Annotated in this window: 14 protein-coding genes; 12 read left to right on the top strand and 2 right to left on the bottom strand. The window is 62.3% G+C overall.

Features of this window, described 5'->3' with window-relative positions:
• Positions 1–89 precede the first annotated feature (89 nt).
• On the top strand, positions 90–413 hold the full coding sequence (locus BX592_RS19315) for a VOC family protein (protein ID WP_134193439.1): 324 nt from the start codon (positions 90–92) through the stop codon (positions 411–413).
• A 94-nt stretch (positions 414–507) separates the two neighbouring features.
• The gene (locus BX592_RS19310; RefSeq protein ID WP_134193563.1) at positions 508–819 is read left to right on the top strand and encodes a putative quinol monooxygenase; all 312 of its coding nucleotides are present in this window, start codon (positions 508–510) and stop codon (positions 817–819) included.
• A 21-nt stretch (positions 820–840) separates the two neighbouring features.
• Here BX592_RS19310 and BX592_RS19305 read toward each other — a convergent pair whose 3' ends face one another.
• Positions 841–2331: a sensor domain-containing diguanylate cyclase gene (locus BX592_RS19305; protein ID WP_134193437.1), complete on the bottom strand. Its 1491-nt coding sequence runs from the start codon at positions 2329–2331 to the stop codon at positions 841–843.
• 125 nt (positions 2332–2456) lie between these two features.
• Between BX592_RS19305 and BX592_RS19300 the strand changes: the two genes are divergently transcribed.
• On the top strand, positions 2457–2846 hold the full coding sequence (locus BX592_RS19300; protein ID WP_134193435.1) for an MAPEG family protein: 390 nt from the start codon (positions 2457–2459) through the stop codon (positions 2844–2846).
• A 32-nt stretch (positions 2847–2878) separates the two neighbouring features.
• Positions 2879–3559, top strand: coding sequence for an alpha/beta hydrolase (locus BX592_RS19295; RefSeq protein WP_134193433.1), 681 nt, complete (start codon positions 2879–2881; stop codon positions 3557–3559).
• Positions 3560–3623: 64 nt separating this feature from the next.
• Here the strand turns inward: BX592_RS19295 and BX592_RS19290 are convergent, their stop codons facing one another.
• Positions 3624–4616, bottom strand: coding sequence for a helix-turn-helix domain-containing protein (locus tag BX592_RS19290; RefSeq protein ID WP_134193431.1), 993 nt, complete (start codon positions 4614–4616; stop codon positions 3624–3626).
• A gap of 378 nt (positions 4617–4994) precedes the next feature.
• Between BX592_RS19290 and BX592_RS19285 the strand changes: the two genes are divergently transcribed.
• From BX592_RS19285 to BX592_RS19250, 8 genes are all read left to right on the top strand, one after another.
• Positions 4995–6731 carry a hypothetical protein gene (locus tag BX592_RS19285; RefSeq protein WP_134193429.1) on the top strand — a complete coding sequence of 579 codons (1737 nt, stop codon included), beginning with the start codon at positions 4995–4997 and terminating at the stop codon, positions 6729–6731.
• Positions 6732–6991: 260 nt separating this feature from the next.
• A complete protein-coding gene (locus BX592_RS19280) occupies positions 6992–8407 on the top strand; it encodes a GH1 family beta-glucosidase (protein ID WP_243849624.1) in 1416 nt (471 codons plus the stop codon).
• A 104-nt stretch (positions 8408–8511) separates the two neighbouring features.
• Positions 8512–9768, top strand: a complete 1257-nt coding sequence (locus tag BX592_RS19275) for an ABC transporter substrate-binding protein (RefSeq protein ID WP_134193425.1) — start codon at positions 8512–8514, stop codon at positions 9766–9768.
• A gap of 7 nt (positions 9769–9775) precedes the next feature.
• Positions 9776–10762 (top strand): carbohydrate ABC transporter permease, encoded by a 987-nt coding sequence (locus BX592_RS19270; protein WP_134193423.1) that lies wholly within the window; start codon positions 9776–9778, stop codon positions 10760–10762.
• 35 nt (positions 10763–10797) lie between these two features.
• A complete protein-coding gene (locus BX592_RS19265) occupies positions 10798–11718 on the top strand; it encodes a carbohydrate ABC transporter permease (RefSeq protein ID WP_134193561.1) in 921 nt (306 codons plus the stop codon).
• Between the two features lie 2 nt (positions 11719–11720).
• Entirely contained in the window at positions 11721–12845 is a 1125-nt protein-coding gene (locus BX592_RS19260) for an ABC transporter ATP-binding protein (RefSeq protein ID WP_134193421.1), read from the top strand.
• A 27-nt stretch (positions 12846–12872) separates the two neighbouring features.
• Entirely contained in the window at positions 12873–13898 is a 1026-nt protein-coding gene (locus BX592_RS19255; RefSeq protein ID WP_134193419.1) for a LacI family DNA-binding transcriptional regulator, read from the top strand.
• A gap of 326 nt (positions 13899–14224) precedes the next feature.
• The gene (locus BX592_RS19250; protein ID WP_134193417.1) at positions 14225–14878 is read left to right on the top strand and encodes a hypothetical protein; all 654 of its coding nucleotides are present in this window, start codon (positions 14225–14227) and stop codon (positions 14876–14878) included.
• Positions 14879–14883 lie beyond the last annotated feature (5 nt).

The following is a 14883-nucleotide window of genomic DNA, read 5'->3' as shown; positions in this document are numbered from 1 at the left end:
GCATCCCCGCTTGACTGGTTAAGCCCGCGCACGTTTCGTACGATGCTCTGCGCAGTGCCTTCACGAACCAAAGCGAAAGGACAGAGACCATGAAACGTTTTCATATCGCGCTGGCTGTCGCGAACCTCGATGCATCGATTACGGACTACACGCGCCGCCTCGGGCAATCGCCCGCAGCAATCGTGCCCGGCCGCTACGCGATGTGGCGCACCGACTTGCTCAACTTTTCGATTAACGAGAATCCGCAGCGCGCGGGGCAATTGCGCCACGTCGGTTTCGAAGAGGACGGCACCGAGGGTTTCACCAGCACCGTCGACGTCAACGGCATCGAGTGGGAGCAGTTTTCTGCGCAGGAACAGGACCGCCGCATCGTCGAAATGTACGGCGTGCCGGTGCGCTCCGGCAGCGTGTAAGCGAGGCCGCTCGCGACTTGCCCGCCTCACGGAACGTCACGCTGCGCGAGACTATACTGCATGATCCGAGACTCTTGAAAACGGGAGGTGCATGATGGTCAAACTCGCGCTGTATGTCCGCCTCGAAGCGAAGCCCGGCAAGGAGAAGGACGTCGAGCAGTTTCTGCTCGGCGCTGTGCCGCTCGTCGAAGCGGAGCCGGGCACAACCGCATGGTTTGCGATACGGATGGGCCCGTCCACATTCGGCATCTTCGATGCGTTCAACGACGAAGCGGGCCGCGATGCGCATCTGTCCGGCAAGGTAGCCGCCGCATTGATGGAGCGAGCAGGCGAGCTGCTTGCTCAGCCGCCGAAGATCGAACGGATCGATGTGCTCGCGGCGAAGCTGCCGGGCGTCAAGGCCTGATCAAGCCAACGCGCTGCGCAGCTACGCATTGCGCGCACGCGTTTGCTCTTCTGCGTAAATCGCGCGTTTATCCTCGTACATCAGCAGGTCCGCGCGCTGCACGCCCGCTTCGACACGCTCGCCGCGCAGCACCGTGGCCGCTCCCATCGAAAAGCTGAGCGGCGAACCCGGATAGAACTGGTTGTTCAACTCGACGAGCTTGCGGACCGTTTCGATCATCGCTACACCACCGCGCTCGTCGGTGCCGGGCATCAGAATCGCGAACTCGTCGCCGCCGATCCGCGCGGCGACAAACGGCATTTCCATCGCCTTCGACAACACTTCGCCGGCGCGCCGCAGCAGCGCGTCGCCGGCCGCATGCCCTAACTGGTCGTTCACGCGCTTCAGTCCGTTCAGATCGGCCATCACGACGGTAACCGGATACGGGCCTTTGCGCTCGAGCCGGTTCAACTCGTCGACATAAAACGAGCGGTTGCGCAGCTTGGTCAGCACATCGTGTTTGCCGAGGTACTCGAGATACGCTTCAGCCTTCTTGCGCGCGGTGATGTCGGTGAGCGCGACCAGCACCAGGTCCCAGTCGCGTTCGTGTCCCGGCAACACCGAGAACTGCAAATGCACGTGCACCTCGTTCGCGTCGAGCGAGTAGTTCAGCACTTCGCGTTGCTGGAACAGCTTGCCTTCCCACAGGTCGATCAATTGCTCGCGAAAGTGCGGACGCATGTCGTCGCGGAAAACGTCGGGCAGACGCGCGAGCAGCGTGTGTTTATCAGGTGCGGCAAACATCTCGAGCGTGTGCTGGTTCACGTCGAGCACATGGATTTCCTGCATGCAGCGCTCGACGAACTCCGGATGCACATCGGTAAACACGCGGAAATCGACGATGCCTTGCGCGCGCACTTCATCGAGCAGCCGTTTGACCGCAGTGAAGTCTTCTACCCACAACGACACCGGCGAATGCTCGAAGAGCCCGCGCGCGTATTGTTCGGCGTGCGCGATGCGCTGACGCGTGCGTTCGAGTTCGGTGATGTCTTCGACCGACACCAGCACGCGGTCCCACCGCGCTTCGTGTCCGGGCAGCACGGTTCCCTTGAGCAGCACGTCGAGGCGCCGGCCGCCGAGCGTGTAGTTGACGGTCTGACTCATAAAGTGACTTTGCCCGGACCATAGCTGGCACAGCTCTTCGAGGTGCGTTTTCAGCATGTCGTCGCGGAACACGGCCGCGAGATTGCCGGTAAGTTCGCCGAAGTCCGTTGCATCGAACAGCGCGAGCGTCTTGTGATTCACCTTGATCACGCGAATGCGGCTTGCGCATTCGGCCACGCGCGGCGGGTTCGATTGCAGGAATGTACGCAAATCGGTGACGCCTTGCGCGCGCCATTCGTCGAATAGCGCGCGTACGCCGCTAAAATCCTCGAGCCATAGCGACACCGGGGCGAGCTCGAACATGTCGGCGTCGTCGCTGGGTGTCGCGAGGTCCTGCGGCGCGTGATCGGCAGAGGCGATATAAGGCATGGTGGCTTCATCAACGGCGAAAGCGCCATTTTAAGATGCGCCGGGCCATGTCAGAAAGAAGGGTAAGTCTGGGCATCCGGAACATCGGCATACCGCAATAACTGAAGCCATCAGGAGAAGAAAGCATGACCATCGAACTGACGCTGCTCGCGTGGACGCTTGTCGTCGCGCTGATTCAGGTTCTAGTGCCCGCGTTGCTGCGCAACCGCGAGACCGGCATTGCGTACAACGCGAGCGCGCGCGATGCGCCGGGCGCGCCGGTCGGCAAGCTCACCGGGCGGCTGATGCGCGCGCAAAGCAACCTGTTCGAGACACTGCCGGTGTTCGCGGCCGCCGTGCTGATTGCGCATGTCGCGGGCCGCGACAGCGCGCAAACGCAACTGGGCGCCTGGCTCTATCTGCTCGCGCGTATCGTGTACGTGCCGCTTTATGCGGCTGGCGTTCCGTATCTGCGCTCGCTTGTGTGGGCCGCGTCGCTCGCGGGTATCCTGCTGATACTTTCCCGGCTGATCTGATGCAGGCCATTGCTTACGAGGAGCTGTAAAAAATGAACGACCCGCTGTCGACGATCGAAATCGAAACCGCGCCGAACCCCGAATTCGCGGTGATCCTGATGCACGGCCTCGGCGCCGATGCTAACGATTTCGTGCCGCTGATCCCCGAACTGCGCCTCGCGGGCGCGCCCGCGGTGCGCTTCGTCTTCCCGAACGCGCCGGAAATTCCGGTGACGGCGAACAACGGGTACGTGATGCGGGCGTGGTACGACATCCTGTCTTTTCAGGGCATCAACCGGAAAGTCGACGAAGCGGGCATTGACGCGTCGTGCGCGACCGTGCGGCAGCTTATCGACGCACAGAACACGCGCGGTATCGCAACCTCCAACATCTTTCTCGCCGGATTTTCGCAAGGTGGGGCGATGACATACTCGGCCGGGCTGACTCACCCTCAAGCGCTTGCCGGTCTGATCGTGCTGTCGGGCTACGTGCCGTCGCAGCCGTATATCGAAAGCCGCGCGAGCGAAGCGAACCGGTATACGCCGATTTTTGCGGCGCACGGCACGCAGGACGACGTGCTGGCCGTGAGCCTGGGCGAAGCGGCGCGCGACTTCGCCCGCGCGCGCGGCAGCGATGTCGAATGGCACGCGTATCCGATGCCGCATTCGGTGTGCGCGGAGGAGATTGCCGCGCTGCGTACGTGGCTGCTGGCGCGGCTCGGGCAAAAGGCCTGATCGCGTAGCCGACCCAACGGCCGTCGAATGCCGCGGGGGCGCTACCCGGTGCTAACCGGCGGCGCTAACCGGCGCTGTCCGGCGATCCGTTCACGTTCGGTCGAGCCGCCCCGCCGCGCGAAGTCTTATGGCTTGCCGCGTACTCGCGCGGCGTCATCCCGTAGCGCTCCTTGAACGCGCGGCTGAAGTGGGCCGCGCTCGCAAAGCCGCATTGGTATGCGACGTCCTGAATCGCGCCTTGCGGCGCCCGCGCAAGCAACTGCGCCGCATGTTCGACGCGCATCGCCCACGCATGGCGCATCGGCGACAGCCCGCTCGCCTTTAACGCGCGCGTCAGGCAACTGATCGAAATATTCAGCTCGGCCGCGAGACTGACCACGCTCAGTTCGGGGTCGCCAATCCGGCGCGCGATCACCTGCTTCGCGCGTAGCACGGTCGCGGCGCTGGTGCGGCCGGTTGCCGGTCCGTCGCGGTCGTTGACCAGCACGTCCATCAGGTCGAGACACTGTTCGCCGAGGCGCGCGAGCAGCGCGTCGCTTGCGTGGCCGGCCAGCGACGCGAGATTCAGCACGAACCCGCGCACCGCAACGACATCGGCTGACGCCGGGTTTGGACAGCAGATTGCCGCAAACTGGTGGCGCAGTCCGCGTTCGCGTAGCGCCGACTTCGGCATGCGTAGGATCGACACGCGTGTCGGTTCGCAAAACGACTCGTTGAACGTATGCAGCGGATCGACCACGGCGATGTCGCCCGGGCCGAACGTGGTCGTCTGTCCGCGCTGTTCGATCGACATCGTGCCGCTCTTCACGACCTTCACAAACAGATGCTCGCCGTTCCAGTTGCTCGCGTCGCAACGCGTAGCCGGCGATACCGATTGCCACGCAAGATTGACGTTGATGATGCCCGTCTGGCCGGCGCCCGCGAAGGTGAACGACGATGCGCCGGAACGGTAAGCGTCAACGCGGCAAGACATGCCCTGCGTCGAAACCCTATCGATCCAGGCGGGCCGGCCTTGCGGCGCACCATCCCAACTCGTTTCGTAAAAACCGCTGTCCATGCCCGACCGTTTCCTTTTCTCGATTGGATGCAATCCTTTCCAGATGCTAACAATGCTCTGCGGCGAGCCTGATCGCGAAGGCGAACTCGCCTGAGTCAGGGGGGGGCGGTGACGAGGCAGTACACAGCGCGGTGGCTCCTTCAGCTCGAAGAACAACTGAAGCGCGAGAATATTCCGCGCGTCTCATGAGAATTGCCGCGCACGCGCGCAGTTGCAGCGCCGTCAACGGGAGGACACGGGGAATCAACAAGCGTTGCGCTGGCCGGGGCCATGACGCGGTACAGCACACCATGGAAAATGCAGCATTACGCCAATCGGGGAAGATCGGTCATTCACAATGAATCGCCGTCAAGCAAGCCGTGACGGTTCGGATGTCGAATGAATCGCAAGATCAACTCTGGAGACACGATGAAAACAGAAGGCGCGCAACGCGACACACTAACCGGGGCCCAGCCAGCGGCCTCGAGCGGCTCAAATGGAAATATCGCCGTCCAACCCGCCGGGCAGCGCCAATCTGGCGACACGGACAGCATGGCCGCCACGCAGTCAAAAACGCCCGACCCGCAAAAACCCGCCAAGCTGGCCACGCTCGCTGAATACAACACGTACGCGAAGTACGCGAGCACCATTGTCCGTCAGCTGCTGTTCGGCGACAGCCGTTTTAACAACTCGAAACTGGTGGTCGACTCCGTATTGAGCAAGCTGCAGGTGAAAGGCGGCTATGTGCCGCCAGGTGTGCGGGTTGGCACGCTTGGGCTGACGCGCCTGAATTCGGCTACAGCGAACTTTTCGAAGGCAGCGTCGTATATCGAAAGCGCGCAGCGTAAGCGCAAAGCCGGCGAGGACGCGACTGACGACATCGTTTCCGCCACCGCCCTGATGGGTGAAGGCTTCACCGAAGTAACCGCCGGCCTTGGCGCCGACGTCGGCAACTATCTGGTGAAGCAATGGCAGACGCAAATGGGTAACCCGACCAGCATCGGCAGTCTGCCGTCGACCGTGCCGGCGGATAGCGTCGTGCTCGAAGCCGGCAGCGGTACGCCGCTGCCGGCCGGTGCATTGAAAACCGACGCCGACAGCGCGCTGGCCCATACGCCGGCGATGTCGCAACAGGAGCACGAAGCGACGATGGCGCAGAGCAAGAGGCAGTACTTCGAGCGGCTCGATCAGCAACTGCAGGAGATGCGCGATCAGCAGAAGCAGCACATTGTCGACGAGCTGGAGAAAGTGCCGGACAACCAGAAGCCCGCGAGTCTTGCCGAATTGTCGACGCAAGCCGAGGGCAAAATCGAACTGGCCGAGCAACTGGTTGCGGCAAACAAGCGGGACATTTCCGCAACCAAGGCGCAGCGCGAGTCAGACTTCGCGCAGCTGGAAGACGAGATGAAACCGATTCGCGACCAGTTGAAGTCCGGCAAGTACACCGATGCTTCGGTTGCGGGGCTGTCGAAGGCCGATGCGGCCGAACGGCTTGGCGCGAAGTTGCTGTCGTATCGGCGCCGCGAAGAGGAGCTGGCGCAGGGCTTCGAATTGGCCACTGAAGACGTTCCCACGAGTCTTGAGATGCTGAATCAGCAGGTGAACACGCTCACCGAGGCCAATAGCCTGGCCGGACTCACACCGGAGCAGCAGGTCAGCAAGCTGGAGAAACTGAAGACCGACTATCGCGAGAACTTCCTCAAGTATCAGAAGGCGATTTCCGCGCCTTCGGAGAACCTCCCCGAATGGCTCAAGATCTCCCCCGCGTTGAAGGCGCAACTTGGGCCGGCGGCCATCAATACCACATTCGCAGTCGCGGACATGGGCGCGCGCATCGATTCGTACATCAAGAAGGTCGCGAGTGGCAGCGTGACGACGCAGGACAAGTTGAATCTTGCGGCGAGCGTGCTTGGTGTAGCGGGCGGCATGAGTTCGTTCATTCCGGTCTTCGGGCCGTTTGTTTCGATCGGCTTTGCGTTGGCAGGCATCGCGCTGGGGAACATTTCGGAGGAACTCGAAGCCAGCAATCTGCGTGAGCGGACCAATACGTTGCGCGACGAGGTGGTCGATATCTACCAGAAGAAACATCCCGGCAGCGAGAACTACGTGTACAAGAGCGATGTCGGTGTTGCGTAAAGCATCGTGGAATTGCGCGGGGCGGCTCCCTCTTCGAGAGGCACAGGGCGTCCCGACGTGCGACGTTCGTCAATCGCGCATGCGCTGATGCGTGTCGCATGCATGGCCGAGTGCGCCATGGCACGTGCTTTCTGGTCCTCCAGAGAAACCCGGATTGCTGCGCGGAAAGTGCCGCTGATATTGTGCGCAACGGACGGATGGAAGCGCTTCCATCCCGGCGCGTTCAGCGACCCCGCGGTTCAATCTGGCAAGGAGTTTCCGTGACTCAACACGCAGTTGAATCCTCTGACACCGCACGCAGCGAAGCGGTCAGTGATGCCCTCAGCGACCCCTTCACGCCGCCTGCCGGCTCCGCGCTCTGGCGCAAGAACTTCCTGCTTGGTGCGGCGACCGCGTCGTATCAGATCGAAGGCGCGGTCAGTGAAGACGGCCGCCTGCCGTCGATCTGGGACACGTTCTCCGCGACGCCCGGCAAGGTGCTGCATGGCGACACCGGCGCAGTCGCGTGCGACCACTACCACCGGTGGGAAAGCGACATCGAACTGCTCACGTCACTGAACTTCGAAGCGTACCGGCTATCGATTGCATGGCCGCGCGTGATGGATGAAGCGGGCCGGCCGAACCGCAAAGGCGTCGATTTCTACAAGCGTCTGCTCGGCAAGCTGAAGGACAATGGCGTGCAGACCTTCGTCACGCTCTACCACTGGGACTTGCCGCAGCATCTCGAAGATCGCGGCGGTTGGCTCAATCGCGATACCGCCTACCGTTTCGCCGATTACGCGGACCTGATGAGCCGTGAGCTGGGCGGCCACGTCGATGCATGGATGACGCTCAACGAGCCGTGGTGCTCCGCGTTTCTCGGCTATGGCAACGGCCATCATGCGCCGGGCCTCGCGAATACGCGCTATGCGACGCAGGCGATGCATCATCTGCTGCTCGCGCATGGTCTTGCGACCGCGGTATTGCGCGAGAACGATCCGGCTTCGAAAAAGGGCATCGTCGCGAATGTCGGCAAGAGCTCGGCGAATTCGCTGAGCGCCGAGGACAAGCGCGCCGCGCATCTGTTCGAGGTGCAGCACAATGCGTGGATTCTCGACCCGCTGCTCAAAGGCGAGTATCCGCGAGACCTATGGTCGCTTTGGCCCGAGGCCGAGCCGCTCGTGCTCGACGGCGATATGCGGACCATTCACGCGCCGCTCGATTTCCTCGGCATCAACTATTACTTCCGCACCAACGTGCAAAGCGATGGCGCGCACGGCTACACCGAAGTGCCGCTGGCCGGCGTCGAGCGCACGCAGATGGGCTGGGAAGTCTACCCGGAAGGGCTGCGCGATCTGCTGATCGGTTTCCACCGCAACTATCCGGCGCTGCCGCCGATCTATATCACCGAAAACGGCATGGCGTCCGACGACAGGGTCAGCGACGGCCGCGTCGACGACGCGCAGCGTATTGCATTCCTGAAGCGCCACCTCGCGGCGGTCGATCAGGCGATCGCGGAGGGCGTCGATGTGCGCGGCTATTTCGTCTGGTCGCTGCTCGATAACTTCGAATGGGCGTTCGGCTATGAGCGGCGCTTTGGCGTCGTGCATGTCGACTACCGGACGCAGCAGCGCACCGTCAAACGCAGCGCGCAACTGATCGCTAAGTTCCTGCAGGAACGCGCCTCGCGCGCCTGATCCTGCGTCTTTCGTCCTACTCTTGATCGTGCATGCCGGCATCGCCGGCGATGCGTGTGCAGCTTACTTTGAAAAAAGCAGGCGCGAAGCCTGAAGGAGACGGAATGAAGAGCAGAAGATTCAGCGCGTCGGGCGGCGTCGCCGTGGCGCTCGCATCCGCGTTGACGCTATGCGGCGTGCTCGCACACGCGGCCGAGCCGCTGAAGGCGAACGTGATTCACTGGTGGACGTCGGGTGGCGAATCGGCGGCGATCCGTCAGTTTGCCGATGCGTACGACAAGGCAGGCGGCCAATGGATCGACAACGCAGTGGCCGGCGCCGACCAGGCGCGCGCGACCGCGATCAACCGGATTGTCGGTGGCGATCCGCCGACCGCCGCGCAGTTCAATACGTCCAAACAGTTTCACGATCTGATCGACCAGGGCCTGCTGAATAACGTCGATACGGTTGCAACGAAGGAAAACTGGGCGGCGATCTTCCCGCAGTCGATTCTCGACAGCATTCGTGTGAACGGCCATTACTATGCAACACCGGTCGATATTCACATGCAAGGCTGGTACTTCTATTCGAAGCCGCTGTTCCAGAAAGCAGGCATCACGAACGAGCCGCAGAATTTCGACGAATTCGTCGGCGACCTCGACAAGCTGAAGAAAGCCGGCGTGATTCCGCTCGCGTTCGGCGGCCAGCCGTGGCAGGAAAAGATCACGTTCGACGCGATTTTCGCGGACGTCGGCGGGCAGGACCTGTATTTGAAGGTGTACCGCGACCGCGACGTGAACGCGGTGAAATCCGATGCGTTCAAGAAGGTGCTCGCGTCGTTCAAGAAGTTGCATGACTACGTCGACCCCGGTTCGCCCGGACGAAACTGGAACGACGCAACCGCGCTGGTGATTTCCGGCAAGGCCGGCGTGCAGATCATGGGCGACTGGGCGAAAGGCGAATTCTCGGCGGCGAAGCAATCGGCCGGCAAGGATTTCGGCTGTTTCCCGGGCTTTGGTCCGCATTCGCCGTATCTGGTGGCCGGCGACGTGTTCGTGTTTCCGAAGACCGACAACGCGAACGCGATTAAAGCGCAGAATCTGCTGGCGACAGTGATGACCTCACCGTCCGCGCAAGTGGCGTTCAGCGCGCGCAAGGGCTCGATTCCGATTCGTCCGGACATCGACGCAAGCCAGCTCGATGTGTGCGCGAAAGAGGGGATCGCGATCATGAAAGACAAGTCGCGGCAGTTGCCGAATCCGGAAATGCTGGTGACGCCGGACGTGCAGGGCGCATTGACGGACGTGATCACGAACTTCTGGAACAGGAACCAGTCGGTCGACGATGCGCAAAAGGCGTTCGCCGGCGCGCTGAAGGGATGAGCGAACGATGGGTGCGCTGAAGTCGCATGCATTGCCGGACGTCGCGAACGAGGCAGGACGCTCGGGCTCCGGCGCCGGAGCGCGTACCGTAGGCGCCAGCGGGCGCGGCCGGCCGTTGCGCAAGCGCTGGCCGATCGCCGCATGGATCGCGTTGGTGCCGATGGCGCTGACCGTCGTGTTCGCGTACCTCGGCACGATGGTATGGACCGCGCGCGTGTCGCTTAGCAATTCGCGCACCTTTCCGTCGAACGACTTCGTCGGTTTCACGCAGTACGTGCGGCTCTTTCATAACGACCGCTGGCTGGTGTCGCTGCAGCATATCGTGCTGTACGGCGCGTGCTTTATCGTCGCGTGCATCGTGATCGGCATGCTGCTCGCGATTTTTATCGATCAGCGCGTGGCCGCCGAAGGCGTGTTGCGCACCGTCTTCCTGTATCCGTACGCGATGTCGTTTGTCGCGACCGGCCTCGTCTGGCAATGGGTGCTCAATCCGTCGCTCGGCGCGCAAGCGGTGTTGCACAAGATCGGCTTCGAGCATGCGCGCTTCGACTGGATCGTCGATCAGGACCGGGTGGTGTATACGATCGTGATCGCGACGGTCTGGCAGGCATCGGGCCTCGTGATGGCGCTGATGCTCGCGGGCTTGCGCGGCGTCGACGATGAAATATGGAAGGCGGCGCGCCTCGATGGCATTCCGCGCTGGCGCGTCTACTTGAGCATCGTGGTGCCGATGCTCGGGCCATCGCTATCGACCGCGTTCGTGTTGCTCTTCGTGATGGTCGTGAAGCTGTACGACGCGGTGGTCGCAATGACGCAGGGCGGTCCTGGCACCGCGAGCGAAGTGCCCGCGAAGTTCATCATGGATTATCTGTTCGGCCGTGCGAATATCGGGCTCGCGTCGGCAGCGTCGGTCGTGATGCTGCTGACGGTGCTCGCGATTCTCGCGCCGTTTTTCTATGCACGCAGTCGCGCTGCTGCGCGAAAGGACGTGTGATGAGCACGCTCGATCCCGCTGAAAACGCCGCACGTATGCCGCAAACACGCGGCACGCAGCATGCCGGCACGGCCACGCGCGCACGGCGGCCACGCCCGCGCCGCTCGCGCTTCTCACCGGCGCGAATCGGCGTCTATGCATTCCTGATCTTCTCCGCGCTGTTTTTCCTGTTACCGCTCTATGTGATGCTGGTGACGTCGGTGAAACCGATGGACGAGATTCGCCTCGGCAATCTGCTCGCGTGGCCCGCGCATCTGACGCTGCGGCCCTGGGTCGACGCATGGCAGGCCGCGTGCACCGGGCTTGACTGCAATGGCATTCAGGTCGGCTTCTGGAACTCGGTGCGTATCGTCGTGCCGAGCACCGTGCTGTCGATCGCGGTCGGTGCGGTGAACGGCTATGCGCTGTCGTTCTGGCGGCCGCGCGGTGCCGGGTGGCTATTCGGCGTATTGCTGGTCGGCGCGTTCATTCCGTACCAGGTGATGATCTACCCGATGGTGCGCGTGCTGGCGAGTGTGCGCCTGTTTAGCTCGCTGCCCGGCATCGTGCTGATCCATACCATTTTCGGCATGCCGGTGATGACGCTGTTGTTCCGCAACTACTACGCGGGCATACCGCTCGAGCTGTTCAAGGCCGCGCGGATCGACGGTGGCGGTTTCTGGCGCATTTTCCTGCAACTGATGCTGCCGATGTCGCTGCCGATCATCGTGGTCGCGATGATCCTGCAGGTGACCAATATCTGGAACGACTACCTGCTCGGCCTCGTGTTTGCCGGCACGAAAAACCTGCCGATGACCGTGCAGCTGAACAACATCATCAATACGACAACCGGCGAGCGCTTCTACAACGTGAATATGGCAGCGACGCTGCTGACATCGTTGGTGCCGCTCGCGGTCTACTTCATTTCGGGGCGCTGGTTCGTGCGCGGTATCGCGTCCGGCGCGGTGAAGGGGTAACTATGGCAACGGTAGCAGCGAATCCCGCAGGCCTCGCGAACGTGTCGGTGCGCGACCTGAAGGTGCAACTGGGCGCAAACACGGTGATCGATGCGCTCGATCTCGACGTACGCGGCGGCGAGTTCGTCGTGCTGCTCGGGCCGTCCGGTTGCGGCAAGTCGACGCTTTTGCACAGCATTGCCGGGCTAATCGACGTAGCCGACGGCAGCATTGAAATTGCCGGCGAGGACATGACCTGGGCGGACCCGAAAGACCGTCGCGTCGCGCTGGTGTTCCAGTCGTATGCGCTGTATCCGACGATGAGCGTCGAGCGCAACCTGTCGTTCGCGCTGCGCATCAACGGCACGCCGAAGGCGGAGATCGAGCGGCGCGTCGCGCGCGCATCGGACATGCTGCAACTCGGGCCGCTGCTCAAACGCAAGCCCGCGCAGCTATCGGGCGGGCAGCGACAGCGCGTCGCGATCGGCCGCGCAATCGTACGCGAAGCAGACGTATTCCTGTTCGACGAACCGTTATCGAACCTCGATGCGAAGCTGCGCACCGAACTGCGCCGGGAACTGAAGCAACTGCACCAGCGCCTGAACGCGACGATGATCTACGTCACGCACGACCAGGTCGAAGCGATGACGCTGGCGACGCGCATGGCGGTGATGAAGAGCGGCGTGATCCAGCAGTTCGGCACACCGGCGCAGGTGTACGCCCGGCCGGAAAACCTGTTTGTCGCGACTTTTCTCGGCTCGCCGGCGATGAACCTGATGAACGGCGTGCTGACGGTGGATAACGACCGTGTGCGCTTTCAAGGCGCGCATTTCACGCTCGATGTGTCAGGCTACGCGTTCCGCAGCGCGCCTGTACCCGGTTTGCCGTGCGTGCTGGGGGTGCGGCCCGAGGACGTGCGAGTGGAACTGGACGGCGAGATTGCCGCGAATACCGGCGGCGAGCGTGCGAAAGTGTCACTTGTCGAACCGATGGGTAACCACCGGGTTATCTGGCTCGATTATCATGGCGCGCAGGTTGCGTCGATCGATCAGAAAAAGACGCCGGTCGCGGTGGGCGATACGGCAGCGTTCGTGGTCGACGGCGCGCACATTTCGCTGTTCGACGAGGCAAGCGGCACGCGCCTCTGACCAGCAGCCGCTGACGGAGACAAGTGTGTGGCAACGCTGAAAGACGTGGCGCGGCGCGCCGGGGTGGGGTTGTCGACCGCTTCGCGCGCGATTTCCGGTAAGGGGCCGGTGTCGGCCGATGCGGCCGCGCGCGTGCACGCGGCGATCGCGGAGCTGAATTTCCGGCCGTCGTCGATCGGGCGCGCGATGGCGACGCGGTCGCTCGGCATCATTGGCCTGTTCGTGCCGACGTTTTTCGGCTCGTACTACGGCACGATTCTGAAGGAAACCGATACGGAGCTGCGCGCGGTGCACCGCCATGTGGTGGTCGCGACCGGTTGCGGCGAGGCGTCGCCGCGCGATCAGGCGATGGAAGCGGTGCGTTTTCTGATCGGCCGCGACTGCGATGGCGTGGTCGTGATCAGCCACGACCTGCATGACGAAGATCTGCATGTGCTGCACCGGCTGCACCCACGCGTCGTGTTCCTGAATCGCTCGTTCGACGCGCTGCCGGATGCGTCGTTCTGCGCGGACCATCGCCGCGGCGGCGAACTGGCCGCGGCGACCTTGCTTGCACACGGGCACCGGCAGATCGCGGTCATCTCGGGGCCGTTTACCGCATCGGACAACATCGAGCGGCTCGCCGGCTTTTTCGACGAACTCGCGCGCCACGGCATAGCGCGCGAAACGGTGCCACTGGTCGAGTCGGACTTCTCGCCGGAAGGCGGCTACGCGGCCGCGCAAATGCTGCTGGACATGAAGCGCCCCTTTACCGCGCTATTCTGCGCGAACGACACGATGGCGATCAGTGCACTCGCGCGATTTCAGCAGGCGGGCATTGTCGTGCCGCGCGATGTTTCCGTGATCGGCTACGACGACGACTATGCCGCTGCATACGCGGCGCCCGCGCTGACGTCGGTGCATATTCCGACTGCTGAGCTCACGCAGAACGCGGTGCGTTGGCTGATCAACCGCTGCTATCGCACGTCGTGGGATATCGTGCGCGAGTTTCCGGTGTCGGTGACGATGCGTGCATCGGTGGGGCCGGTGCCGCGCACGGTGTTCAATGCGTGATAGACGTGCAAGCTAACGTCTCGCCATTCGTAAAGCCACGCACATACGTCGAAACACGATCGTAAGCGGTTCGGATATTTATTTCCGCGTGTTATATCCGCGTGTGAGACCGTCTTTATTGGAATTATTTTCATACGGCGAACTGTGGGATAGCGCACATACGCGTATCGAATGACTCAAAGATCTTCGTCCGCGGATGTATCTTTCAGTCAATAAAGCGTGATTTTAAAAATTCTGAAATCGCTTTAATAAATCATTAAAGTCCCGGTCAACTCAATCCGAATCGCGTTCCGCGCCACACGGCACCCAGGCTATAGGAGTTCGGCATGAGCCCACTGTGCTCCGTTCGCAGACTATGTCGCGCGTGGGTCGGTGTCGTCGCGAGCGTGTTGTCAATCGCCGCATGCACGGTACAACTCGCGCCGGACTATGACCCGGCGTTGTCGAGCGGCATTCGCAACGTGAACAGCGAGATCATGAGTCTCTACTCGTCGACCAGTATGGGTACATCCGCCGACACGTTCGCCGAACGCGCGGACCGCTACGACCAGATTATTGGCAGCCTCGATGCGCTGGCGCTGCAATCGCAAAGCCGCCCGATTCCCGACGATGCATTGCGCGGCAAGGTAGAACAGTACCTGAAAGACCGGAACGCGTATCCAACCAGGCTTTCGGATGCCGATGCAAGCGATCTTGCCGCGATCGAAGCGCGCATGGCGGCGCGTTGCGCCGCGAAGCTCAAGCACACTGCGCCAATACAGAGCGCAGGCCCGGTGATGGACGGGGGTCGTGAGAATCCGATCCCCAGTGCGATGGCGCTGACACAAGCGTCGCGAAGCTTGGCCTATATGCGAAGCATGGACTGCGCGCAAGGACTACGCGCCGAGGATGTGCTGTTGAACAAAGGACAGGTGCAGCACTTCATGTTTGAGGCGCTCGCATACGAGGATTTCCTCGACCGGCAGGGGCAGGGAAAGTAAGGAGC

Source organism: Paraburkholderia rhizosphaerae, assembly GCF_004366595.1.
Lineage (GTDB): Bacteria > Pseudomonadota > Gammaproteobacteria > Burkholderiales > Burkholderiaceae > Paraburkholderia > Paraburkholderia rhizosphaerae.
The sequence above is the reverse complement of the archived record's forward strand: the minus strand, read 5'-3'. Positions and strand labels throughout refer to the sequence as shown.

Bases quoted from the DNA above. Each gene is read 5' to 3' on its own strand.
- BX592_RS19315 (WP_134193439.1), top strand. From the start codon at position 90: ATGAAACGTTTTCATATCGCGCTGGCTGTCGCGAACCTCGATGCATCG.
- BX592_RS19310 (WP_134193563.1), top strand. From the start codon at position 508: ATGGTCAAACTCGCGCTGTATGTCCGCCTCGAAGCGAAGCCCGGCAAG.
- BX592_RS19305 (WP_134193437.1), bottom strand. From the start codon at position 2,331: ATGCCTTATATCGCCTCTGCCGATCACGCGCCGCAGGACCTCGCGACA.
- BX592_RS19300 (WP_134193435.1), top strand. From the start codon at position 2,457: ATGACCATCGAACTGACGCTGCTCGCGTGGACGCTTGTCGTCGCGCTG.
- BX592_RS19295 (WP_134193433.1), top strand. From the start codon at position 2,879: ATGAACGACCCGCTGTCGACGATCGAAATCGAAACCGCGCCGAACCCC.
- BX592_RS19290 (WP_134193431.1), bottom strand. From the start codon at position 4,616: ATGGACAGCGGTTTTTACGAAACGAGTTGGGATGGTGCGCCGCAAGGC.
- BX592_RS19285 (WP_134193429.1), top strand. From the start codon at position 4,995: ATGAATCGCAAGATCAACTCTGGAGACACGATGAAAACAGAAGGCGCG.
- BX592_RS19275 (WP_134193425.1), top strand. From the start codon at position 8,512: ATGAAGAGCAGAAGATTCAGCGCGTCGGGCGGCGTCGCCGTGGCGCTC.
- BX592_RS19270 (WP_134193423.1), top strand. From the start codon at position 9,776: ATGGGTGCGCTGAAGTCGCATGCATTGCCGGACGTCGCGAACGAGGCA.
- BX592_RS19265 (WP_134193561.1), top strand. From the start codon at position 10,798: ATGCCGCAAACACGCGGCACGCAGCATGCCGGCACGGCCACGCGCGCA.
- BX592_RS19260 (WP_134193421.1), top strand. From the start codon at position 11,721: ATGGCAACGGTAGCAGCGAATCCCGCAGGCCTCGCGAACGTGTCGGTG.
- BX592_RS19250 (WP_134193417.1), top strand. From the start codon at position 14,225: ATGAGCCCACTGTGCTCCGTTCGCAGACTATGTCGCGCGTGGGTCGGT.